Raw genomic sequence first — 21,616 nt, 5'->3', positions numbered from 1 at the left:
CGCGGCCGAGGCCCACACTCGAGTTGCAGACCCCGGCCGACATGTTCGAAAAGCTCCTGATGCGTTAGAAGCTTGACACCACCAGAGCGATTCCGCAGTTCTCTGCACTGTCACGGGTCGCACCGCGATCCCGTGGTCCGGCGGCGCGATCGCTCTGATCGCCTTCGGCGACGTGCGGGAGGGAGGTACGGGGCCGCGGGAGGGGGTACGGGAGGGGTATGGCGCCGCAGAAGGGGGTACGGAGCCGCGGGAAACGGACGGCGGAACGCCGCGGAGCAGTGCGCGGCGGAGAAGTGCAGTGCGGAGCAGTGCGCAGCGTTGCGGAGAAGTGTGCTGTGCCTCCGACCCGGTGGCGCATGCGTCGAGTCGAGACGCACTCAGCAGATCACCGCCGGCGCCTCGGGCCCGGCAAATCGTGCGCGGAGAGCCGAATGCGAGTGATTCCCATCGATGCAATTGAATTCCAGCGCATCCGGGCCTCATGGACGCAGATTCGACCGCGTGGTGCAGGAACACTCGCATCCCCCGGTCGAGGAGAGATGGGTGCCGCTTCCCCGCTGGGGCGGCTCCGCACCCCTGCACCGGCAGCATCGATGCGCTACACATGGTGCACGCTTGCGAGACCCGAGACCCGAGACCCGAGGCCCGAGGCCCGAGACCCGAGGTCCGCGAACCGAGACCCGAGATCCGGGCAGGAGAAAGCCCCCGAGGTCCGCGTGACGTCAGCGATCCCCGAGGGCAGTCCACAAGTGGAGATGGCGGGAATCGAACCCGCGTCCGTCGGCATATTACCGGGTCTTCTCCGGGCGCAGTTCGTGAAACAGCTTCTTAGGTCCTGGTCATCGCACGAACACGTAGACCAACGAACGGAGTTGAGTAAGAGTCCCATCGACACCCCCAACATGTGCCGACAGCAGTGGCTCCCTAGCTGACGCCAGGAACTAGAGCGGAAGCAACTCTAGGCTGACGGATTCGCAGCTCGCGCTATCAGGCGGCGAGGGCGAAATCGGTGCGGTTGTTAGACTTAGCACCTATTGTTTTGCAGAGGACATTAACGAGTTGACTCTGCATTCTCGGCCCGCTTCTCCCGACGCCATGTCCAACGTCGAAACCGATCATCCCCATATTCACTTGCCAACCGACTGCGCCTGCGCGGAAGCGAACCCGCTCAGTTGCCAGCCGGACCTTTGATGCTACTCCCGACAACAGCCGTGCGTCCACTTTCATTCCCGACCGTGCCGAGCAGCGGCCTGAACCTGCACCACGCCGTCCGAACCTGCGCTGTGTCGCCCGAACCTGCGCTTCGTCGGCGTCCACGGCTGAGCACCGTGCACCGAAGCACAGACCATGCCGGAGCACAGACCATGCCGGAGCCCGCCACCGGGCCGCGTCACCCGCCGTTCGACTGTGTCACAACTGTTCGGCCGTGTCACCGTGCGGCTGCACGGCCGCTCCGGTCCAGCGCGTCGGTCCACAGGCCACCGGCCGCAGACCCCCGGCAGCAGGCGGCAGAATGCCGGGCAGGGGTCTGGGGATCCACCGGTTGTCCACAGCTGATCACACGTTCTGCACAGCAGGTGAACCCATCTGTGGATAACATGCATCGTCGCAGGTCAGGGGCGAGTTAAAATCATTCCGAAACGGTGTGGACAAGCGTCCAACTCGATGGTAGGAATCTCGGTCCACAGCGATACCCACAGGGTGGCGCGAGGGTCACATATGGCGGCGGAGCGACATCGCGCGCTGGGCTTCGCGGGCGTCCTGCTTCTCGCGCAGCGCCTGGCGCTTGTCCCAGTCCTTCTTGCCGAGCGCCACGGCGATCTCGACCTTGACCCGCGAGCCGACGAAGTAGAGCTCGAGCGGCACGAGCGTGCGCCCGGACTCCTTGAGCTTGTGCGAGATCTTGAGGATCTCGTCCTTGTGGAGGAGCATCTTGCGCCGCCGGCGGGCAGCATGGTTCGTCCACGTGCCCTGCACGTACTCGGGGATGTAGATGCCCTCGAGCCAGGCCTCGCCCTGGAAGATCAGGCCGAAGCCGTCGGTGAGCGATGCGCGGCCCTCGCGGAGGGACTTCACCTCGGTCCCGGTGAGCACCAGGCCGGCTTCATAGGTGTCCTCGATGTGATAATCGTGGCGCGCCTTGCGGTTGCGGGCGATCGTCGTGATCGCGTCCTTGCCGCCGGTCTTCGCGCCGGTCTTGGCGTTCTTCCCGGTCTTCTTCTGGCTTCCCTTGGCCATGGTCCTCCTCCCGAACCGATCGTCGCCTGCCGTGCGCTGGGCGCGGATGCCGCCCCGCGAGCGCGGAACTCGCGCGTGCCCGAGGTGTGGGCACAGATCCACCAGTGTACAGGTCGCCCGAGCGCCGACCGGCGCCGCCGGACGGACGGCGCTGCCGGATGGGCCGCGCTGCCGGATGGGCCGCGCTACTGGATGAACGGCATCGGGTTGACGTAGGCGCCGCTCTGCATGATCTCGAAGTGGAGGTGGCAGCCGGTCGAGGAGCCGGTGGTGCCGGCGCGGGAGATGACGTCGCCCTGGGACACCCGGTCACCGGCGCGCACAGTGTTGCGCGTGTTGTGGCTGTAGGTGGATGCGATGGTCTTCCCGTCGACCTTGCCGTGCGAGATCACCACCCGGTTCCCGTAGCCGCCGGCCCAGCCCGAGGAGACCACGATGCCGTCGCCGGAGGCACGCACCGGGTCGCCGCAGGGGATGCCGAAGTCGGTGCCGGTGTGGAGGCGGCGCGAGCCGGTGATCGGGTGGATCCGGTAGCCGAACGGCGAGGTCACCGGGTAGCCGGGCGCGGGGTTGCGCAGCTCGCCGTTGCCCGGCAGGGTCTCGCCGCGCTCCTCGGCCTCGCGCTCCCACTTCTCGACCTCCTCGGCCAGCCGCTCCTGCTCCTCCTGCTGGTTCTTGAGCTCCTCCTCGGTCTTCGCCCGGTTGTCCTCGATGGTCTGCGAGGCGCGGTCCTTCGTGTCGATGAGGGAGTCGAGGTCGGTCTTGCGCTGGCGTGCGTCGTTCTCCGCCGCGGCCTTGGTGAGGACGGCCGCCGCCGCCTCCTCCTTGAGGTCCTCGATCTCCACGGCGATCGCATCGAGCCGGTCCTGGTTGTTCCGGTTCGTCGTGCGCTGCTCCGACAGCCGGGTGATCGTGCGCTGCTGGGAGCGGACGGCGGAGTCGACCCGCCCGAGTCCCTGGGCCCCGGTGTCGCTCGAGGCCATCTGGAGGAGGAGCGCGAGGTCGGAGGTGACGCCGGAGTTCTGGTAGGCCTGCCGGGCGATGCGGGTGACCGCGCCCTGGCTGTCGGCGAGCTCCTGCTCGCCGGCGTCGATCTCGGCGCGGAGGTCCTCCTGCGCGTTCTGCGCCGAGGTCATGCGTGCGGCGAGCTCCTCGTCCTCGCGCTGCGCCTCGGCGAGCTCGTCCTCGGCCTGCGACAGCGCGTCCTCCGCGGCCGGCATCGCCTCCTCGGCGGCCTCCTTCTCCGCGATGACTCGCGCGAGCTTCTCATCGAGTCCCTGGAACTCGCGGGTGAGCTCTTCGACGCGTTCGTCGACGGCATCCTTCTTCTCCTGCGGGTTCGCCGCGAGGCCGGCGACCGGCATGAGCACGGCGAGCGTCGCCGCGGTGAGGGCGAGGACGACCCTGCGGGCGCCGCTGCCGTGGAACCGGCCGCGGTGGAGCATCCGGGTCCGCTGCCGGGTTCTGGTGGGGGTCGGGATGGGTCGCATCGGTCAGACCTTCATGTACCGGCGGAGGGTGAGCACGGAGGACACCCCGGCCATGAGGATGCCGATGACGACGAGCACAGGGGCCACGAGCAGGACGTCGCCGAGCGAGATCAGCTCGAAGCTCGCCGCCTGGTCCTGGAGCCACCCCTGCACGCCGAACTGCACGACGAGGCCGAGTGCGAGCGCGGCGAGCAGCGCGCCGATGACGGCTGCGATCACGCCCTCGAGGATGAAGGGCATCTGGATGAAGGCGTTCGAGGCGCCCACGAGGCGCATGATCCCGGTCTCCCGGCGCCGCGAGTAGGCGGACAGACGGATGGTGGTGGCGATGAGGAGCACGGCGCACAGGAGCATGATGACCGCGATGGCGAGCGCGATCGCGGTGGCGACATTCATGATCGAGAACAGCTGGTCGAGGAGCTGGTTCTGGTCGACGACCTCCTCCACGCCGGGGGTGGCGGAGAAGTACTCGTCGATGATCTCGTACTGTTCGGCGTCGGTGAGCTTGATGCGGAACGACTCCTGCATCTGGTCCTCGGGGATCGTGCCGGCGAGCGAGGTGCCCTCGAACTGCTCCTCGAACAGCTGGTGGGCCATCGCCCTGTCCTCGAAGTGGACCTCCTCGACATAGGGCGCGAGGTCCTGCCCGTCGAGCGCGGCGCGGATCGCGTCCTTCTGCTCCGTGGTCGCCTCACCGGCGGCGCAGGTGGGCGCCTCGGAGTCGGGCGGGCACAGGAACAGGGCGACCTGCACGCGGTCGTACCAGTAGTCCTTCATCCCGTTGATCTGCATCTGCAGGAGGATCGCGGAGCCGACGAACAGGAGGGACACGAAGGTCACGAGGACGACGGAGAGCACCATCGAGACGTTGCGCTTGAGGCCGACGAGGACCTCGGAGAAGATGAACGACAGTCTCATGCGCCCACCTGGTACGTGCCCTGCTCGTCGTCGCGCACGATCACTCCGCCGCGCAGCTCGATGACGCGCTTGCCCAGGCGGTTGACGATGTCGCCGTCGTGGGTGGCCATGAGGACCGTGGTGCCGTTGCGGTTGATGCGCTCGAGCACCTCCATGATGTCGGTGGACGTCACCGGGTCGAGGTTGCCGGTGGGCTCGTCGGCGAGGAGGATGCCGGGCTTGTTGACCACGGCTCTGGCGATCGCGACGCGCTGCTGCTCGCCGCCGGAGAGCTCGTGCGGCAGGCGCCGGTGCTTGCCCTCGAGCCCGACGGTCTCGAGGACGTCGGGGACGAGGGTGGAGATCGCCGCGGACGACTTGCCGATGACCTGGAGTGCGAAGGCGACGTTGTCGAAGACCGTCTTGTTCGGCAGCAGACGGAAGTCCTGGAACACGGTGCCGATGCTGCGCCGCAGGTAGGGCACTTTCCACGAGGGCATCCGGATGATCGACCTCCCCGCCACGCGGATCCGGCCCCGGGTGGGCACCTCCTCGCGGAGCACGAGGCGGATCACCGTGGACTTGCCCGAGCCCGAGGCGCCCACGAGGAACACGAACTCCCCCGCCTCGGCGGTGAAGGAGACGTCGTTCAGGGCAGGGTCGGCCTTGGAATCATAGGTCTTGGTGACCGATTCGAAGGTGATCACGCAGTTTCTTCTCAATCGCCTGGAGGACGGGGACCACCTCGACTATACGGAGCGCGGCGGCCGGAACCGCGGACCCTCCGGCCGAACCGTCCAGGCGTGTCGGCAGAGCCGGCGGCCGCCGGATGGCGCGCCGGATCGCAGGAGCCGTTCGCCGCTCTCGGCGGGGTCCGCGCGAGGCGACGAGCGGGGTCCGCGTGCCGGGGTCGGCGGGTCACAGGGCGGGGTCGGCGGGTCGTCCGGGAGGTTTCCGAGCGCCGCGGCCGACGCGGCTGGCCCGAGATTCCGCGGGAGCCGGATTATATTCCCGGAGCGAGGCGCAGAATCCTCAAGGATCCTTGTGCACAGTCTGACAGGACGCCTTGATTATTCAGGTTTCAGCTCCGCTTACTCGCCTTGTGGTCCCGACTCGACCAGAGTGAAGGAGGTAAGGGCCCTCCGGGGCCGCTCGAACACGCACCACCGAGAGGACGATGATTTTAATGAACGATCGCTTCGATCTCGACGATCTCACCAATGCCAATATCTACGACCAGGACAGCAAGAAGGTCGGTTCGATCGGTCAGGTCTACCTCGACGACCAGACCGACGAGGCGAAGTTCGCCACGGTGAAGACCGGACTGTTCGGCACGAACGAGACCTTCGTGCCCCTCAACGCCGCCACCCGCACCGAGGACGGCTTCACGGTCCCCTTCACCAAGGACTTCATCAAGGACGCGCCGAACATCGACGCCGACGGCCACCTCGACCCGGCCGAGGAGCGTCGCATCTTCGAGTACTACAGCCTCTCCTACGACGATGACGGCCGCGTGAGCGATGACCGCGTCGCCGGCGACGGCCGTGACCGCACCGATGCGGTCAACCGCGCCGCCGCCGGGGCAGCGGGAGCCGCCGGCACCGCAGGCCGTGACGCCGACCGCCGTGACGCCGACCGCGTTGCCGGACAGGGCGCCGAGGGCAAGCAGGTCGTCGCCCACGAGGAGCGCCTCAAGGTCGGCACCGAGCAGCGCGAGGCCGGCAAGGCCCGTCTGCGCAAGCGCGTCGTGTCGGAGAACCAGCAGGTCGAGGTCCCGGTCCAGCGCGAGGAGCTCGTCGTCGAGCGCGAATCGATCGACCCGAACTCCGCCGAGGCCCGCACCGGCTCGATCGACGGCCGCGCCGACGGCGCCGAGGAGACCATCACCCTGCGCGAGGAGCGCCCGGTGGTCGACAAGGAGACCGTCGCCACGGAGAAGGTCAACGTCGGCAAGCGCACCGTCACCGATTCCGAGACGGTGTCCGGCGAGGTCCGCAAGGAGCAGATCGACGTCGACGCCGATACTCGCGGCACCGAGGGTCGTGCCACCGATGCGCGTGATGTCGACGGCCGAGGCGACGCCCGCCACTGATCGCCACCGGGGCCCGGGGATCACCACGGTGACCACCACCGGGTCCCGCTGATCAGGGTCAGTTCGCCGGAGGGGCCGGTTCCGCAGCTGCGGAACCGGCCCCTCTGCGCTCCCCTGCCGCCGCGTGGGACCACCGTGGGCGGCTGATCGCCCGGTGAGACCCGCCCGGCGTCGATCGTCCGGCCGCAGGTGAGACCACCGTTCGACCCACCTCGCCGTTCCCAAGGCCGCACGGTCACCGTAAAGTGGAGACACCAGGTGACAGGGAACGATGCAGATCAGAGGAGCCCCACATGAGTGACAAGAGCCCGGAGCAGGACACCTCGAACGGCACCGAGGAGGCGGAGTCGGCGGACACCTCGGCCGCACACGTCGTCCTCCGCGACCCGCTGGCCGATGCCACGGTGTTCGAGGTGGGGAGCCGGAAGGTCGGCACCGTCGCCGACATCCACCGCGATCCCGCCGGCGAACCGACCATGGTGTCGGTCAACACCGGACTGTTCGGCTCGCACCCGCTGCTCCCGCTCGATCGGTCGACCGTCACCGAATCGGGGGTCTGGGTGCCGTATCCCAAGTCGGTCATCAAGTCCGCGCCGTCGATGCACGGGTCCACGCTCAGCGACGACGCCGGGTACGCCCTCTACGCCCACTACAACCTCGAGTACACCCCTCCGGCTCCCGTCGAGGAGGAGGTCGTCGTGGAAGAGGAGACGACTGTCGAGGAGACCCCGGCTGAGGAGACAACCGCCGACGAGGCGCCTGCCGACGCACCCACCGCCGAAGAGACCGTGGTCGAAGAGACCACCGTCGTCGAGGAGGCCCCGGCCGACGAATCCACTCCGGACGACGAGTTCACTCCCGCAGAGGAGACCACCCCGGTCGAGGAGACTGCCGACGCGGACGCCGCTTCCGCCGACGCACCGACCGACACGTCTGCCGCCGAGGAGACCGCCGTCGAGGACGAGGTCGTCGTCGAGGAGACACCGGCATCGGACGAGACCCCGGCCGACGAGGAGCCTGCGACCGATGATCAGGCTTCGATCGAGGAGGATACTCCCGGTAGCGAGTCGACCCCTGCCGGGAAGACTGCGAGCGCGGCCGGCGCGACGGACGCATCGCCGGAACCGGATACGGAAGACGCGAAGGAGGAGACCCCGCTGAAGGACGAGGCCCCGGCGACGAACGAGACGCCGGCCGAACCTGTGGCAGACGGCTCGGCAACCGACGAGCAGCCGGATAGCGCACCCGTCGAGGCCGAACCGGAGACCGGCGACCCCGAGGCGACCGAGCCGGGCGGGCCGGATGCTCCGCAGGACCACGAGCGGCTCGATGTGAGCTCCTCGGGAGTGGCGGGCGCCTCGGACACGGTGGGCGACGACGCCGACGCCGCGCACACGCCGGATCACTCCGATGACCAGGGCATCACCGACTCCACCACCCCGCACGCAGAGGAGAAGGCGGATCGCTCGGAGCTTTCCGACGGCACGATCGACGGCGACGACACCGCACCGGTCGAGCGCGACACGGAGTCCGCCGAGTCCGACACTGACACCAAGCCCTCCCCCGTTGAGAAGACGGAGCACCCGAGCGAGTGATCGGCTGAACCCGCCCTGACCAGCCCAGCAGGGGATCACCTCGCACGGTGCAGCGCCCCGGACCGACATCGTCGGTCCGGGGCGCTGTGCGTTTCAGAGCCAGGTTTCAGGCCCGGGTGCGGATCAGGGGTTGGCGGCCTCCGCCTCCGCGGCCTTCTGGCCCTCCTTGCGCCACCGGATGCCGGCCTCGAGGAACCCGTCGAGGTCGCCGTCGAACACGGCCTGCGGGTTGTTGACCTCATGGCCGGTCCGCAGATCCTTGACCATCTGGTAGGGGTGGGTGACGTAGGAGCGCATCTGGTCGCCCCAGCTCGCCTTGATGTCGCCGGCGAGGTCCTTGCGCTCGGCGGCCTCCTCCTGCTTCTTGAGCTGGAGGAGGCGCGACTGGAGGACGCGCATCGCGGCGGCCTTGTTCTGGATCTGCGACTTCTCGTTCTGCATGCTCACCACCGTTCCGGTCGGCACGTGCGTGATGCGCACGGCGGAGTCGGTGGTGTTGACCGACTGGCCGCCCGGCCCGGAGGACCGGTAGACGTCGATCCGCAGGTCGTTCTCGTCGATGTCGACGTGGTCGCTCGACTCGATCAGCGGGACCACCTCGACCGCGGCGAACGAGGTCTGCCGACGTCCCTGGTTGTCGAAGGGGCTGATCCGCACGAGCCGGTGGGTCCCGGCCTCGACGGACAGCGTGCCGTAGGCGTAGGGGGCGTTGATCTGGATCGTCGCGGACTTCACGCCCGCGCCCTCCGCATAGGAGGTGTCGAGCTCCTGCACGCCGTAGTCCTTCGCCTCCGCCCAGCGCACGTACATCCGGGCGAGCGTCTGCGCGAAGTCGGTGGCGTCGTCGCCGCCGGCGCCGGAGCGCACGGTGATGACGGCGGCCCGCTCGTCGTACTCGCCGGACAGGAGCGTGGAGATCTCGAGCGCGTCGAGCTCGCGGCGCAGTTTGCCGATCTCCGCCTCCGCCTCCGCGAGGGTCTCCGCGTCGTCCTCGTCTTCGGCCATGGACACAAGGAGCTCGACGTCCTCGATCCGGGAGTCGAACCTCTCGAGCTTCTCCAGGGTGGACTGCTTGTGGGAGAGCTTCGAGGTGACCTGCTGCGCGGCCTCCGGGTCGTCCCACAGATCGGGCGCGGCGGCGGCCTCGGTCAGCTCATTCACCTCGGATCGCAGCTGGTCGACGTCGGACACCTCGCGGATCGAGGCGAAGGTCTGCTGCAGGGCAGCGATCTCGGAAGGAAAGTCTGTGGCCATAGTGATTCCAGGGTAGTGCATGCACGGGCGGGTCCCGGCGCCGCCGGGCGCCGCCGGATCCTCCGCGGGCGCACGGTTGTCCATGGACGCGGTGCGCCGAGCGCCCGATGCGCTCAACCCCTGCAGCCACGATCCGCAGCCGTGCCGAACCGCAGCTGTGCCGAACCGCAGCTGCAGGGAGCGCCTACTGCACGGTCGAGGCCTCGGCGACGGCGCGCAGGATCGTCAGCGCCTCGCTGCCGGGCAGGGTGTCGCCGAGCACCCCTGCGGCCTGCCGCAGGTGGCGGGCGATGTCACCCTCGACATCTGCAGGCATTCTGGCCAGCGGGAACGACACACATACCGCGAGCGCCTCCGACCCGGCGGTGAAAGCGACGCTCGCGGAGCCGGTGCCCGCTCGCCGAGCCTGCTGGGTGAGGTAGAGCTCGTGGCCGTCGACCGGGCCGAGCAACGCGAGCGCGGCCGACCCGCCGTCGGCGAGTGGGAGCGCGGAGCCCGCGCTCTTGGAGATCCGCAGCTCGTTGAGCGATTCGACCGACAGCACGCAGGCGCGCAGCTCGCCGTGACGCATCCACAGCTGCACCGATTCCCCGGTGACGTTGCGGATCGCGGTGAGCACCTCGCGCACGTCGGCAGTGGGCCGGTTGGTCGGGAACGGCCCGAGTACGAAGTCACCGGAGGCACCGCGCTCGATGAACCGATGCTCCTCGAGCGCCTGGAGCAGCCGGTACCCGGTGGAGCGCGACATTCCCAGGCGGGTGCACACCTCGGCGCCGGAGAGCGCGTTCCCCGCGATGAGCGCGAGGATCGACGCGCACTTGTCGATGACGCCGACCGCGCTCATCGCTGAGATCCGATCCGCGCGGATCGAGAAGAGCCGATCCCGCTCACACCGTCACCGAGGTGCGGGCCGCCGCACGCCGACGGAGCACCGCACGCAGGATGATCGGGACGACGATGCCGAGCACGATCGCGATGACGAGCGCGAGCGACACCGGACGGGTGATGAGCGGCATGAGGCTGCCGCCGGAGATCTGCAGGAGCCGGCGGAAGTTGTCCTCGAGCAGCGGCACGAGCACGAGGGCGAGGATCGCCGGGGCGAGCGGGAACCCGAACTTCTCCATGAGGTAGCCGATCGCGCCGAACACCCCGAGCATGAGCATGCCGGTGAGGCTGAACTTGATCGCGTAGGTGCCCACGCACACGAGCACGAGGATCGCGCCGAACAGGAGCTCGGGCGGGAGCTTGAGGAGTTTGACGAACACGCCGACGAGCGGGAGGTTGAGGACGACGAGCGCGATGTTGCCGATGTACATGCTCGCGATGATCGTCCAGATGAGCGTCGACTCCTGCTGGAACAGCAGCGGCCCCGGCTGCAGCCCGTACATGGTGAACACGAAGAGCAGGAGCGCGGTCGTCGCCGAACCCGGGATGCCGAGGCTGAACAGCGGGATCATCGCTCCGCCCACTCCGGCGTTGTTCGCCGCCTCCGGACCCGCGACGCCCTCGATCGCTCCCTTGCCGAACCGTTCGGGAGTCTTCGATATCCGCTTCTCCATGATGTAGGACATGAAGGACGCGAGCGACGGGCCGACGCCGGGCAGCACACCGATGATGAAGCCGAGCACCGAGCCGCGGCCCCAAGGAGCGACTGACCGGCGCCAGTCGTCCTTCGTCATCCACGGGCCGGATTCGATCTTCTGGATCTCGTCCCTGCCCGGGGTGAACGCGATCGACAGCTGTCGGATCGCCTCGGGGATGGCGAACAGGGCCATCGCGAAGATCGTGAAGTCGATGCCGTCGCGGAGCACGTCGAGCCCGAAGGTCTGGCGCGGCAGGCCGGTCTGGAAATCGAGGCCGATGAGGCCCACCCCGAGCCCGATGAGTATCGACACGAGCGACTTGATCCGCGAGCCGGTCGACATCGACGAGGCGAGGAGCAGCGCCATGAGCATGAGGAGGAAGTACTCGCTCGCGCCGAAGATCCGGGCGGCCTGCACGAGGACCGGCGACAGGAACGACAGTCCGACGATCGCCAGGGTGCCGGCGACGAACGAGCCGATCGCGGCGGTCGCCAGGGCGGCACGGGCACGACCGCGGCGGGCCATCTCGTAGCCGTCGATCGCGGTGACGGCGCTCGCCACCTCGCCCGGGGTCTTGATCAGGGTGGCGGTGATCGAGCCGCCGTACATCGATCCGTAGTAGATGCCGCACAGCATGATGAGGCCGTGGACCGGCTCCATGCCGAACGACACCGGGATGAGGATCGCGATCGCGGAGATCGGGCCGATGCCGGGAAGCACGCCGACGATAGTGCCGAGCAGCACGCCGAGCAGCGCGAACAGCAGGCTCATGGGCTGGACGGCTTCGGCGAATCCGCCGCCGAGGAGGTTGAGGGTATCCATGGTGGTCCTCCCTAGCCCAGGATCCCCGGCGGGAGGTACACGCCGAGGCCATTCTTGAAGGCGAAGTAGATGACCGTGGAGAACACCACCGAGAAGATGAGGTTCCGGAGCCACCTGCGCCGGTTGTACAGGCATGTCATCGCGAACAGGAACACTGCCGTGGAGAGCAGGAACCCGACCGGGATGAAGATGAAGAGGTAGCCGAAGAAGACGGCGAAGTTGAGCAGCACCCGGGTCGACACCGGCGCCGGTTGCGCGGCCGGGCGGTCGTCGGCCTCCGTGTCGACGGCGGCGGGGCCCGCACTGCCGGCGAGCGACCGTTCCATGAGCTCATCGGGCGTTGCCCGGTGCTTCCGGAAGGCGGACACGGCGAGCAGCGCGCCGAGGATCATCAGACCGATGCCGACGATCGCCGGCAGGGTCTCGGGCCCGACGACGTCGCCGGTGCGCTTGATCCGCAGCGTCTCGAGGAAGAAGCCGAGGCCGACGACGGCCACGACGATCCCGGCCCCGAGGTCGGACCGCTCGATCCGCCTCGGCGCCCGTCGTTCACGACCCCGGTCCGGGGTCGACCCGTGTGCTGCTGTCATGCTCAGCTTCCGATCTCGGTCTTCTCGACGCCTTCGGCCACGGTCTCGTTCGCCTCGGTGATGTAGGTGTCCATCTCGTCACCGGTGAGGAACTCCGGCGACCACTGGTTCTTCTCGACGGTCTCCTGCCAGGACTCCGACTCGACCATCTCCTGGAGGGTCTCCTCCCAGTAGGTCACGGCCTCCTCCGGCATGTCGGCCGGTCCGTACACGCCGCGCCAGTTGGCGAGAGTGACGTCGTAGCCGGAGTCCACGGCGGTGGGGACCGAGTCGAAGGGCGCGGCGAGCGGCTCGGGGGCGAAGGAGACGACGCCCGTGAGGTCCCCGGATTCGAGGGTGGCTCGGAACTCGCTGAGGCCGGCGATCGCGACCGTGGCGTCGCCGTTGAGCAGCGCGGTCGTCTGCTCGCCGCCGCCTTCGTAGTCGACGAAGTTGAGCTCGGACGGGTTGATCCCGGCCGCGTCGGCGAGCAGCGCGAAGGGCAGGCGGTCGTCGCCGGCGGCGGCGATCGGCACGGCCTGCGGGTCGGACTCGAGAGCGCTGATGAGTCCGTCGATGTCGGTGAGCTCGCCGTCCTGCGGAGCGACGACGATGAAGTTCTCGACGTAGAGCGTGGCGATCATCGTGGCGTCGACCGGCCCGTATTCGCACAGGCCGCGATTGTTCATCGTCTGGTTGGCCAGGGAGGAGATCGCGATCTGGTCGTCGGCGCCGGAGTGGTTGTTGATCATCTCGGTGAGCCAGGAGCAGCCGGTGCCGCCGGGCTTGTTCTGCACGGGCAGCGGCACGTCGACGATCCCTTCCTCCTCGAGCGTCTGCGCCATGGCGCGCGCAGTGGTGTCCCAGCCGGAGCCGGGCTCGGCGGGCGCGTTGACGTTGATCGGCTTCGAGGGGTAGTTGCCTCCCCCGCCGCCGGATCCATCGCCGGACTGGCACCCGGCGAGGGCGAGCGCGAGGCTGGAGAGCGCCGCGGCGCCGATGGTGAGGCGTGACATCTTCGTCGACTTCATTGCGAGTCCTTCTGTTCGGGTGGTGCTGTGGAGATGCGATAGGTGTGTACAGCTGTGAGGTGCGGTGCCGGCCCTGCCGGCCGGCTCGCACCTCGGCGGATTACCGGCCTGTCACCCGGTGGATCACCTGCCGAGCGAGGCGAGGATCTCCGCGGTGTGCTCGCCGGGGGCGGGCACGTCCCTCCGTTTGGGGAGGAGCTCGCCGTCGACCGTGAGCGGGAGCCGGGGGACGAGCACCTCGGTGCCGTCCGGGATCCGGGTGGGCACCAGGGCTCCGGTCCGGAGCAGGTGCGGGTCCTCCGCGAGGTCGCTGGGTGCGTTGACCTTCGCGTAGGGCAGGCCGGCGGCGTCGCACATCTGTTCGATGCTCTCGATCGGCAGTTCGGCCAGGGCGTCTTGCAGAACGGTGTGGATGCGACCGCGCTGGGCGACGCGCTCCGAATTGGAGGCGAGCGCGGGGTCGGCGGCGAGCTCGGTGAGCCCGAACACCTCGCACAGCACGGCCCACTGGGTGTCGCTCACTGCGGCGACGAAGATCATCTGGTCCTCGGCCGAGCGGAAGATGTCGTAGACGGCCCAGGCGGCCTCGCGATTGGGCATCGGCTGGACCTCGAGGCCGGTGACCTCGCTCTGCACCATGTGGCTGCCGACGAGGAACGCGTTGTTCTCGAACAGCGAACTCGTCACCTCGGCGCCTTCGCCGGTGCGGGAGCGGACCATGAGGGCGTTGAGGATGCCGATCACCCCGAACATGCCGCCCATGATGTCGTTGACCGAGGCACCGGCGCGCAGCGGGCGGCCGGGAGGACCGGTCATGTAGCCGAGCCCGCCGAGCATCTGCACGACCTCGTCGAGCGCGGCGCGGTCGCCGTAGGGTCCGGGGAGGAATCCCTTGAGCGAGCAGTAGACGAGGCCCGGGTTGGTCTCCTTGAGCGTCGCGCGGTCGAGCCCGTAGCCGGCCATCTTGCCGGTGCGGAAGTTCTCGACGAGGACGTCGGCGGTGCCGAGGAGCTCGCGCACGACTTCGAGGTCGGCCGGATCGTCGAGGTCGGCCTGGAAGCTCTTCTTGTTGCGGTTGTAGGTGGGGAACAGGCCGGCCCCGGAACCGGGCAGGTAACGGGTCTTGTCGCCGGCGCCGCGCGGTTCGACCTTGATGACCTCTGCTCCGAGGTCACCGAGGATCATCCCGCAGCTCGGCCCCATGACCATGTGCGAGATCTCGATGACGCGGATGCCTTCGAGAGAGAGATTCATGCCGCGCCGCCTGCGGTCCGAGCGGGGAGCGGTTCGAGCAGTTCTGACGGGGTCGCCGGGATCCCGGACAGGCTCGAGGTGAGCGGGTGGCCGACGGCTGCGGTGAGCGGGGTGCGGATGGCGGCCAGGCGGTCGACGTCGACGCCGGTGGCCACACCCTCCCGGTGGAGCAGGTGGACGAGGTCGTCGGTGCCGATGTTGCCGGCCGCGCCGGGCGCGAACGGGCAGCCGCCCAGGCCGCCCATCGCGGCGTCGAAGTGCGCGATGCCCAGCTGCAGGGCGGCGTACACGTTGGCCATCCCGAAGTTGTACGTGTCGTGGAGATGGAGATTGACCGGGTGGCCGGGGAACTCGGCGAGCACGGCGGTCGTCGTGCGGGAGAGGAGCCCGGGGTTCGAGTTGCCGACAGTGTCCGCGAGGCCGATGCCGTGGGCGCCGGCGTCGGTGAAGGTGCGGAGGATCGGCAGGAGCTTCTCGACGTCGGTGATCCCGTCGAAGGGGCAGAAGAAGCTCACCGCGGTGGCGATGTCGAAGCGGATGCCGTGGGGCTTGAGCGCGTCGATCGCGTCGAGCAGGCGGTCGGCGGCCTGGGCGATCGAGGAGTCGGAGTTCGCCTGGGAGTGGCCCTCGGAGGCGGAGATCACGAGCTTGACGTTCTTCGCGCCGGCGTCGGCCGCGCGCTCGGCGCCCTTCCGGTTGAACACCAGGGTGTAGAGGTCGACCCCGATCTCCTCGAGCGGCTGGAGGCCGGCGAGCACTTCGGCGGTGTCGCTCATCTGCGGCACCTTCTTCGGGTTGACGAAGGCGCCGATCTCGAGCTGGGTGAGGCCGGCGGAGGCGAGCTGCTGACCGAGTGCGATCTTGACCTCGGTCGGCACGATCGACTTCTCGATCTGCAAGCCGTCGCGCAGCGTGGTGTCGAGGATCTCGACGCGAGTGGGCGGATCTGCCGGTGTTGCTGGAGCAGCGGAGGCGGGTGCTGCGGACTGCTCCTGCCGGGGCGCATGTGCTTCTCTAGCCGTGTGCTGGGCGGAAGGGGTTGACTGCATCACACCGGTCACCATGCCTCTCTGCATCGTCGTCGCACTGACTGCGGTGGGTTCGGATTCGCCATCCGGCTCTCACAGTATGGGAGATTCCGAATCCCGAACGTGGATCGAACACTAGGTCGAGTGTGAGCAATGTCGCAAAGTTCCGCGCCCGTGTCCCGGCCAGTGAGACACAGGTTGAGAAAGCCCTGAATATAAGTCCCATTATTCGGGACTCGGTCAGGTCCTGATGAACGCACTGAGTGCGGCTTCTGCCGCCCAGGAGTACCGCCCGAAAGCTACTCGACAGTTATCCACAATTTCGATTCCGGGGCTGGTCCGGGGACCTGCGGTCGTCTACTTTGGGTCCTGTACCCCTCTCGAAACACCCCCTCCCGGGCGACCCATCCGGGACGCATCCCCCACCCGACCGCTTCAGCGCCCGATCCCCACAGGACACCCATGGACGCCGCCGACATCATCGCCGCCGAGGTCCGCGATCTCATCCGGACCCGTGGCATCGACCCGCGAACCGAGCCCTCCCAGACCCGTGAGCTCGTCCTCCAGGTCATCCACGACTACGACGAGCGCACCCTCGCCGGCTCACTCCCCCTGCTGGCGAATCCCGAGGAGACCGGGCGGCGGATCTTCGATGAGGTCTCCGGGTTCGGAGTGCTCCAGAAATACCTCGACGACCCCGAGGTCGAGGAGATCTGGATCAACGCACCTCAGGGCGTGTTCATCAGCCGCCGCGGCATCAGCGAACTCACCCCGACGCTGCTCACCGAGGCCGAGGTCACCGACCTCATCGAGCGCATGCTCCGCACCTCCGGGCGGCGCGTGGACCTGTCGAGCCCCTTCGTCGACGCCACCCTCCCCGACGGTTCCCGACTCCACGTCGTCCTCCCCGACATCACGCGCACGCACCCAGCGGTGAACATCCGCAAGTTCATCACCCGCACGCGCAGCCTGCACGACCTCGTGGCCAACGGCACACTGCCGGCCAATGCAGCCGCCTTCCTCGACGCGGCAGTGATCGCGGGGGCCAACATCGTGGTCTCGGGTGCGACCCAGGCGGGCAAGACCACCATGCTCAATGCGCTCACCGGCTCGATCCCGGCCCGCGAGCGCGTCATCACCTGCGAGGAGGTGTTCGAACTCGCTGTCCCCGCCCGCGACTGGGTGGCCATGCAATGCCGCCAGCCCTCCCTCGAGGGCACGGGAGAGATCACTCTCCGCCAGCTCGTCAAGGAGGCGCTGCGGATGCGGCCCAGCCGCCTCATCGTCGGCGAGGTCCGCGAGGCCGAATGCTTCGACCTGCTCGTCGCGATGAACAGCGGCCTGCCCGGAATGGGGTCGATCCACGCGAACTCGGCCCGCTCCGCGGTCACCAAGCTCTGCACCCTGCCGCTCCTCGCCGGGCCGAACATCGGCTCGACGTTCGTCACCCCGACCGTCGCCGGCAGCATCGACCTCGTCGTCCACCTCCGCCTCGACCGTGACGGGCAACGACGCGTCGAGGAGATCGCCGCGATCCCCGGCGGACTCGAGGCCGGGGTCGTCGAGCTCGAGAACGTCTTCCACACCGATCACGACGGTGCGCTCGTCCGCGGGCCCGGCTTCACCCACCTCGGCGACCGCTTCGCCGCCGTCGGCAAGGACATCCACAGCATCCTGGAAGCCGCATGAGCACCTCGCTGGCGGCGGCGCTGTGCGGACTCGGCATCGGCTGCGGACTGTTCCTCATCTGGTGGTCGATGTGGGTCACCCCACCCCGCACGACTCCTCGGCCCCGGTTCCTCGTCGAGCTCGACGAGGCGCTCACCGTCGCCGGCTTCCCGCGCGCCTCCCCCGGTCACCTCCTCGTCGTCTCCCTCGCCACCGGCGGCGCGGTGCTCCTCCTCGCCCACCTCTTCACGGGTGCGGTGAGCATCAGCGCCTGCTTCGGCCTGTTCGCCGGTCTCGCACCGCTCATGATCGTGCGCCAGCGGGCCCGCGCCCGCCAGGTCGAGCGGCGCACGCTGTGGCCGGAGGCCATCGACCACCTCCATTCCGGGATCCGCGCCGGCCTGTCGCTGCCGGAGGCCATCAGCGGCTTGAGCGTCCGCGGCCCCGAACAGCTGCGCCCGCTGTTCACCGTGTTCGCCCAGGAGTACCGGGCAACCGGGTCGTTCGCCCTCTCGCTCGATCGCTTCAAGATCGCGTGCGCGGACCCCGTGGCGGACCGCATCGTCGCCGCCCTCGCCGTCACCCGTGAGGTCGGCGGCACCGATCTCGGGGTCATGCTCAAGACGCTGAGCCAGTTCGTCCGGGACGACTCCCGCACCCGCGCGGAGCTCCAGGCGCGGCAGAGCTGGACCGTCACCGGGGCACGTCTGGCCGTCGCCGCGCCGTGGGTCGTGCTCGCGCTCCTCGCCAGCCGCCCGCAGACCACCGCCGCATACAACACGCCGGCAGGGGCGACGCTGCTCCTCGTCGGCCTCGTCGTCTCCCTGGCCGCCTACACCGTGATGAAGCGGATCGGTCGCCTCCCGGCCGAACCGCGGGTCCTGAGGTGACTGATGGAGCACCTCAACCCCTTCAATCCCGCAGCCGTCATCGGCACCGGCCTGGTGCTCGGCCTGTCGCTCGCGTTCTTCGTGCTCAATCTTCCCGTGTTCCGCAGGCCGACCCTCGATGACCGCGTGGGCCCCTATCTGCGCGACCGCCCCCGCGTCGCCGAGCTCTACGGTCCCCCTGTCCCCACCGACGCCGGGATCCGGGGTGTCGCCCGCTCCGCCGTGCGGCGCCTCGGCCGCTGGCTGTCATCGCGACTGACCGTGGACGCGAGCGTCACTGCCCGCCTCGCTCGACTGGGCCGGAACGAGACGGTCGAGCGGTTCCGGGCGCTGCAGCTGCTCCTCGTCGCGGCCGGTCTGGTCGTCGGATCGGGGCTCGCGACCGTCGTCGCCGTCGGACGCGGATTCAATCCCGTGGCCTTCATCCTCATCGTCGCCATCTGCGGGTTGGGTGGGCACTTCGCCAACGACTGGCTTCTCACCCGCCGCGTCCAGCAGCGCGAGGCCCGGATCCTCGCCGAGTTCCCGACGATCGCCGAGCTCCTCGCCCTGTCGATCACCGCCGGCGAGGGCACCGTCGACGCGCTCGAGCGCTCGTGCCGGAGCACGACCGGGGAGCTCAGCGAGGAGCTCCGACTCACCCTCGCCGAGGCGCGGACCGGCACCCCGCTCGTCGAGGCTCTCGACAACCTCGGCAAGCGCACGAGCATCCCGAGCATCGTCCAGTTCGTCGATGGCATCGCCGTCGCGATCTCCCGCGGCACCCCACTCGCCGAGGTGCTCCGGGCGCAGGCAGCCGACGTCCGGGACGAGGGCCGCCGACACCTCATGGAGCTCAGTGGGAAGAAGGAGGTCGGGATGCTCGTGCCGGTTGTCCTCTTCGTCCTCCCGATCACCGTCCTGTTCGCCGTGTTCCCCTCCCTCGCCGTTCTCGAGCTCACGGGATGAGGTGACCTGTTCCTCTGCACACGCCCGCGACCCGATCGACTGAGCCCAGAGCAACTGAAACTGCGCCACCCGAGAACCGACCATCTGAGACCCGGTCGCCGCAGACCGGTCCCCCCTTGAGAAAGGTACCCACCATGACCACGAGGATCTTCACCCGTCTGTTCCTGTTCCTCACTGCCCTCGTCGCGCTCGATGATCGCGCGCCCGGCTCCCGCCGAGCGGCACGCAGCGATCGCGGCGACGTGCCCGGTTGGGTTCTCATCACGATGATGACCGCCGCTCTCGTGGTCGCCCTCTGGGCGCTCGCCGGCGAAGCGTTCACCTCGATGTTCCAGGACTCCATGGACAAGGTCCGCAGCGCCGGCTGAACCATGAAGAACCTCAGTTCCTGCCCACTGACCCGGTGGCAGCGGTGGCCGGGCAGCGGCAATTCCCGAACAGCCGGCATTCCGCGAACAGTCGACAGTTCCCGAGCAGCCAGCAAAGCCCGGGCCGCCGGCTCGGCCCGAACCCCCGGCATACCCCGACCTGCCGGCACCTGCCGCGAACGCCACCGGGCCGGTTCGGGGATCCGACTCGCTGTGCGTCCCGAGTTCGGTCCGGAGTCCCGTCCCGAGCCCCGTCGCGGTTCCCGCTCGGCCGCGCGCCCCGATGCCGGTTCCGCCGTTGCGGAGTTCGTCATGGTGAGCGGATTGCTGAGCCTGGTCTTCGTCTCGGTGCTCCAGCTGTGCATCGCCGTGCACGTGCGCAACACGGTGACGGACTCCGCCGTCGCGGGGGCACGCCAGGCTGCTCTCGCCGACCAGGAGCCGGCCGACGGCGCACGCCTCGCCCGGGCCCTCATCACCGCGGGGATCGGGGATGGCTATGCACAGGACGTCGAGGTCACCGAGTCCGCAGTCTCCGGGACGAACATCGTCACCGTCACGGTGACGACCCCGATCCCGGTGCTCGGACTCCTTGGACCGCAGGGCGTGTGGGAGCTCAGCGGCCGCGCGATCGCCGAGGACATCGAGGGCTGAGACGTGCCGACACAGCGACTCCCCCGGACCCGTGCGGCAGTGGTATCCGACCGCGGGTCGGCGCCCATCGAGTTCATCTTCGCCTCGGTCGTCCTCCTCATTCCCCTTGTCTACCTCGTGCTCTCGCTCGGCCAGGTGCAGGCCGGGTCCTACGCCACCCAGACGACGGCGATCAATGCCGCCCGGGCCGCCGCGCGCTACCCCGATTCCGCTGGCGCCCGGGCCGAGGCGATGGCGCGCCTCCATTTCGAGGACTTCGGTGTCGAGGATGCGCGCTGGGCGATCCGCCTCGAATGCAGCGGACCCTGTGACGAGGCCGGCTCGACGGTCACCGCGCACGTCGAGACCCGGGTCCCGGTCCTCGGTCTGCCCGCACTGTTCGGCCGCGATTCGGCCCCGCACGTCACCGTGCGCGCCGCGCACTCCGACATCGTGTCCCCGTATACGGCGTCTCCGAACGCTGCGTCTCCGAACACTGAGTCACCGAACACTGAGTCACCGAATGCTGGGTCCCCCAGTGCTGGGTTCGCGAAAGCTGGGTTCGCGAACGCTGGGTCGCCGAGCTCCGTGGATGCGGACCGGTGATCGCAATGCGCCGGTGGAGGAACTTTTCCGGGTTGCGTTCCCGTGGGCTGCGCACATCCGGGCAGGCTGTTCGCAGGCACGCCGGTGCAGTGCGGAAGCAGCGGCTCGGGACCGCGCTGTGCTCCGATGAGGGTTCGATCATGCCGCTGGCCGTGGGATTCACGACGATCGCGCTCGTCCTCGTCATCCTCGGCGCCGTGATCACCGACATCTACCTCGCGCATCGCAAGCTCTACGCGCTCGCGGACTCGGCGGCGCTCGCGGCCGCCGACTCGTTCGAGCCGGACTACGGTTCGGACCCGGCGATCATCTTCACCGATGTAGCCGTGCAGCGAGAAGCCGAGAGCTACCTCGACCGCGCGCAGGTGTCGTCCCGCTTCCGCGGTCTCGACGTCCAGGGCGAATCGCCGGACGACCGCAGTGTGGAGATCGTGCTCTCCGCGCGCTATCGCCCCACGCTCGTCTCCCCGTTCGTGCCCCGCGGTATCGAGCTGACCGCCACCGCTCGCGCCCGAGGCGCCCTCCGGGAGGGATGACGACCGACCTCGTCGGCTCGAGCCCACCTCGGCGTACGAAAGTGTGGACGGCCCGAGCCGCATCGGGGTCATTCCGCTGTGGACAGCGTGCCGCTGTCCACAGGCTCATCTTCG

At 68.8% G+C, this 21,616-nt stretch carries 20 protein-coding genes and 1 other RNA gene; 9 read left to right on the top strand and 12 right to left on the bottom strand.

Annotated elements, in window-relative coordinates:
• Nucleotides 1–747: 747 nt before the first annotated feature.
• The 5 genes from ssrA to ftsE form a co-directional block, all read right to left on the bottom strand.
• Nucleotides 748–1,123, bottom strand: a transfer-messenger RNA (tmRNA) gene (gene ssrA / locus ABD883_RS10650).
• A 590-nt stretch (nt 1,124–1,713) separates the two neighbouring features.
• Complete coding sequence (gene smpB / locus ABD883_RS10645; protein ID WP_295686502.1) at nt 1,714–2,238, bottom strand: SsrA-binding protein SmpB; 525 nt, start codon at nt 2,236–2,238, stop codon at nt 1,714–1,716.
• A 185-nt stretch (nt 2,239–2,423) separates the two neighbouring features.
• Nucleotides 2,424–3,728 (bottom strand): M23 family metallopeptidase, encoded by a 1,305-nt coding sequence (locus tag ABD883_RS10640; RefSeq protein WP_295686504.1) that lies wholly within the window; start codon nt 3,726–3,728, stop codon nt 2,424–2,426.
• Between the two features lie 3 nt (nt 3,729–3,731).
• A complete protein-coding gene (gene ftsX / locus ABD883_RS10635) occupies nt 3,732–4,646 on the bottom strand; it encodes a permease-like cell division protein FtsX (protein ID WP_247422987.1) in 915 nt (304 codons plus the stop codon).
• Complete coding sequence (gene ftsE / locus ABD883_RS10630; protein ID WP_137319074.1) at nt 4,643–5,332, bottom strand: cell division ATP-binding protein FtsE; 690 nt, start codon at nt 5,330–5,332, stop codon at nt 4,643–4,645. The genes ftsX and ftsE overlap by 4 nt, the downstream gene beginning before the upstream one ends.
• 479 nt (nt 5,333–5,811) lie before the next feature.
• Here ftsE and ABD883_RS10625 point away from each other — a divergent pair, with 479 nt between their 5' ends.
• Nucleotides 5,812–6,717, top strand: coding sequence for a PRC and DUF2382 domain-containing protein (locus ABD883_RS10625; protein WP_345031998.1), 906 nt, complete (start codon nt 5,812–5,814; stop codon nt 6,715–6,717).
• Nucleotides 6,718–7,010: 293 nt separating this feature from the next.
• Nucleotides 7,011–8,312 carry a hypothetical protein gene (locus tag ABD883_RS10620; protein WP_295686517.1) on the top strand — a complete coding sequence of 434 codons (1,302 nt, stop codon included), beginning with the start codon at nt 7,011–7,013 and terminating at the stop codon, nt 8,310–8,312.
• A 123-nt stretch (nt 8,313–8,435) separates the two neighbouring features.
• Here ABD883_RS10620 and prfB read toward each other — a convergent pair whose 3' ends face one another.
• The 7 genes from prfB to ABD883_RS10585 all read right to left on the bottom strand — a co-directional run bounded on the left by prfB (nt 8,436) and on the right by ABD883_RS10585 (nt 15,874).
• Nucleotides 8,436–9,566: a peptide chain release factor 2 gene (gene prfB / locus ABD883_RS10615; RefSeq protein ID WP_137319071.1), complete on the bottom strand. Its 1,131-nt coding sequence runs from the start codon at nt 9,564–9,566 to the stop codon at nt 8,436–8,438.
• A 184-nt stretch (nt 9,567–9,750) separates the two neighbouring features.
• A complete protein-coding gene (locus ABD883_RS10610) occupies nt 9,751–10,410 on the bottom strand; it encodes a helix-turn-helix domain-containing protein (protein WP_295686525.1) in 660 nt (219 codons plus the stop codon).
• 43 nt (nt 10,411–10,453) lie between these two features.
• Complete coding sequence (locus ABD883_RS10605) at nt 10,454–11,971, bottom strand: tripartite tricarboxylate transporter permease (RefSeq protein WP_295686527.1); 1,518 nt, start codon at nt 11,969–11,971, stop codon at nt 10,454–10,456.
• 11 nt (nt 11,972–11,982) lie between these two features.
• Entirely contained in the window at nt 11,983–12,561 is a 579-nt protein-coding gene (locus tag ABD883_RS10600) for a tripartite tricarboxylate transporter TctB family protein (protein WP_295686530.1), read from the bottom strand.
• A gap of 2 nt (nt 12,562–12,563) precedes the next feature.
• Nucleotides 12,564–13,571 carry a tripartite tricarboxylate transporter substrate binding protein gene (locus ABD883_RS10595; protein ID WP_295686533.1) on the bottom strand — a complete coding sequence of 336 codons (1,008 nt, stop codon included), beginning with the start codon at nt 13,569–13,571 and terminating at the stop codon, nt 12,564–12,566.
• Nucleotides 13,572–13,694: 123 nt separating this feature from the next.
• Entirely contained in the window at nt 13,695–14,825 is a 1,131-nt protein-coding gene (locus ABD883_RS10590; RefSeq protein ID WP_295686536.1) for a CaiB/BaiF CoA transferase family protein, read from the bottom strand.
• Nucleotides 14,822–15,874, bottom strand: coding sequence for a hydroxymethylglutaryl-CoA lyase (locus ABD883_RS10585; protein ID WP_295686538.1), 1,053 nt, complete (start codon nt 15,872–15,874; stop codon nt 14,822–14,824). Before ABD883_RS10585 ends, ABD883_RS10590 begins: the two co-directional genes overlap by 4 nt.
• Before the next feature lie 441 nt (nt 15,875–16,315).
• Between ABD883_RS10585 and ABD883_RS10580 the strand changes: the two genes are divergently transcribed.
• The 7 genes from ABD883_RS10580 to ABD883_RS10550 all read left to right on the top strand — a co-directional run bounded on the left by ABD883_RS10580 (nt 16,316) and on the right by ABD883_RS10550 (nt 21,502).
• On the top strand, nt 16,316–17,542 hold the full coding sequence (locus ABD883_RS10580; protein WP_137319070.1) for a TadA family conjugal transfer-associated ATPase: 1,227 nt from the start codon (nt 16,316–16,318) through the stop codon (nt 17,540–17,542).
• The gene (locus ABD883_RS10575; protein ID WP_247422997.1) at nt 17,539–18,411 is read left to right on the top strand and encodes a type II secretion system F family protein; all 873 of its coding nucleotides are present in this window, start codon (nt 17,539–17,541) and stop codon (nt 18,409–18,411) included. Before ABD883_RS10580 ends, ABD883_RS10575 begins: the two co-directional genes overlap by 4 nt.
• Nucleotides 18,412–18,414: 3 nt before the next feature.
• On the top strand, nt 18,415–19,359 hold the full coding sequence (locus ABD883_RS10570; RefSeq protein WP_137319068.1) for a type II secretion system F family protein: 945 nt from the start codon (nt 18,415–18,417) through the stop codon (nt 19,357–19,359).
• A gap of 134 nt (nt 19,360–19,493) precedes the next feature.
• Nucleotides 19,494–19,727 carry a hypothetical protein gene (locus ABD883_RS10565; RefSeq protein ID WP_247422998.1) on the top strand — a complete coding sequence of 78 codons (234 nt, stop codon included), beginning with the start codon at nt 19,494–19,496 and terminating at the stop codon, nt 19,725–19,727.
• Nucleotides 19,728–19,940: 213 nt separating this feature from the next.
• Entirely contained in the window at nt 19,941–20,381 is a 441-nt protein-coding gene (locus tag ABD883_RS10560) for a TadE family protein (RefSeq protein ID WP_295686548.1), read from the top strand.
• Nucleotides 20,382–20,420: 39 nt separating this feature from the next.
• Nucleotides 20,421–20,966, top strand: a complete 546-nt coding sequence (locus tag ABD883_RS10555; RefSeq protein WP_247423002.1) for a hypothetical protein — start codon at nt 20,421–20,423, stop codon at nt 20,964–20,966.
• Nucleotides 20,967–21,055: 89 nt separating this feature from the next.
• Nucleotides 21,056–21,502, top strand: coding sequence for a pilus assembly protein TadG-related protein (locus ABD883_RS10550; protein ID WP_295686556.1), 447 nt, complete (start codon nt 21,056–21,058; stop codon nt 21,500–21,502).
• The last annotated feature ends 114 nt before the right edge of the window (nt 21,503–21,616 follow it).

It is taken from the genome of Brevibacterium pityocampae, from assembly GCF_039541555.1.
Lineage (GTDB): Bacteria > Actinomycetota > Actinomycetes > Actinomycetales > Brevibacteriaceae > Brevibacterium > Brevibacterium pityocampae.
The sequence above is the reverse complement of the archived record's forward strand: the minus strand, read 5'-3'. Positions and strand labels throughout refer to the sequence as shown.

Bases quoted from the DNA above. Each gene is read 5' to 3' on its own strand.
- ABD883_RS10610 (WP_295686525.1), bottom strand. From the start codon at position 10,410: ATGAGCGCGGTCGGCGTCATCGACAAGTGCGCGTCGATCCTCGCGCTC.
- prfB (WP_137319071.1), bottom strand. From the start codon at position 9,566: ATGGCCACAGACTTTCCTTCCGAGATCGCTGCCCTGCAGCAGACCTTC.
- ABD883_RS10580 (WP_137319070.1), top strand. From the start codon at position 16,316: ATGGACGCCGCCGACATCATCGCCGCCGAGGTCCGCGATCTCATCCGG.
- ABD883_RS10640 (WP_295686504.1), bottom strand. From the start codon at position 3,728: ATGCGACCCATCCCGACCCCCACCAGAACCCGGCAGCGGACCCGGATG.
- smpB (WP_295686502.1), bottom strand. From the start codon at position 2,238: ATGGCCAAGGGAAGCCAGAAGAAGACCGGGAAGAACGCCAAGACCGGC.
- ABD883_RS10590 (WP_295686536.1), bottom strand. From the start codon at position 14,825: ATGAATCTCTCTCTCGAAGGCATCCGCGTCATCGAGATCTCGCACATG.
- ABD883_RS10585 (WP_295686538.1), bottom strand. From the start codon at position 15,874: ATGCAGTCAACCCCTTCCGCCCAGCACACGGCTAGAGAAGCACATGCG.
- ABD883_RS10605 (WP_295686527.1), bottom strand. From the start codon at position 11,971: ATGGATACCCTCAACCTCCTCGGCGGCGGATTCGCCGAAGCCGTCCAG.
- ftsX (WP_247422987.1), bottom strand. From the start codon at position 4,646: ATGAGACTGTCGTTCATCTTCTCCGAGGTCCTCGTCGGCCTCAAGCGC.
- ABD883_RS10595 (WP_295686533.1), bottom strand. From the start codon at position 13,571: ATGAAGTCGACGAAGATGTCACGCCTCACCATCGGCGCCGCGGCGCTC.
- ABD883_RS10575 (WP_247422997.1), top strand. From the start codon at position 17,539: ATGAGCACCTCGCTGGCGGCGGCGCTGTGCGGACTCGGCATCGGCTGC.
- ABD883_RS10625 (WP_345031998.1), top strand. From the start codon at position 5,812: ATGAACGATCGCTTCGATCTCGACGATCTCACCAATGCCAATATCTAC.
- ABD883_RS10570 (WP_137319068.1), top strand. From the start codon at position 18,415: ATGGAGCACCTCAACCCCTTCAATCCCGCAGCCGTCATCGGCACCGGC.
- ABD883_RS10600 (WP_295686530.1), bottom strand. From the start codon at position 12,561: ATGACAGCAGCACACGGGTCGACCCCGGACCGGGGTCGTGAACGACGG.
- ABD883_RS10620 (WP_295686517.1), top strand. From the start codon at position 7,011: ATGAGTGACAAGAGCCCGGAGCAGGACACCTCGAACGGCACCGAGGAG.
- ABD883_RS10565 (WP_247422998.1), top strand. From the start codon at position 19,494: ATGACCACGAGGATCTTCACCCGTCTGTTCCTGTTCCTCACTGCCCTC.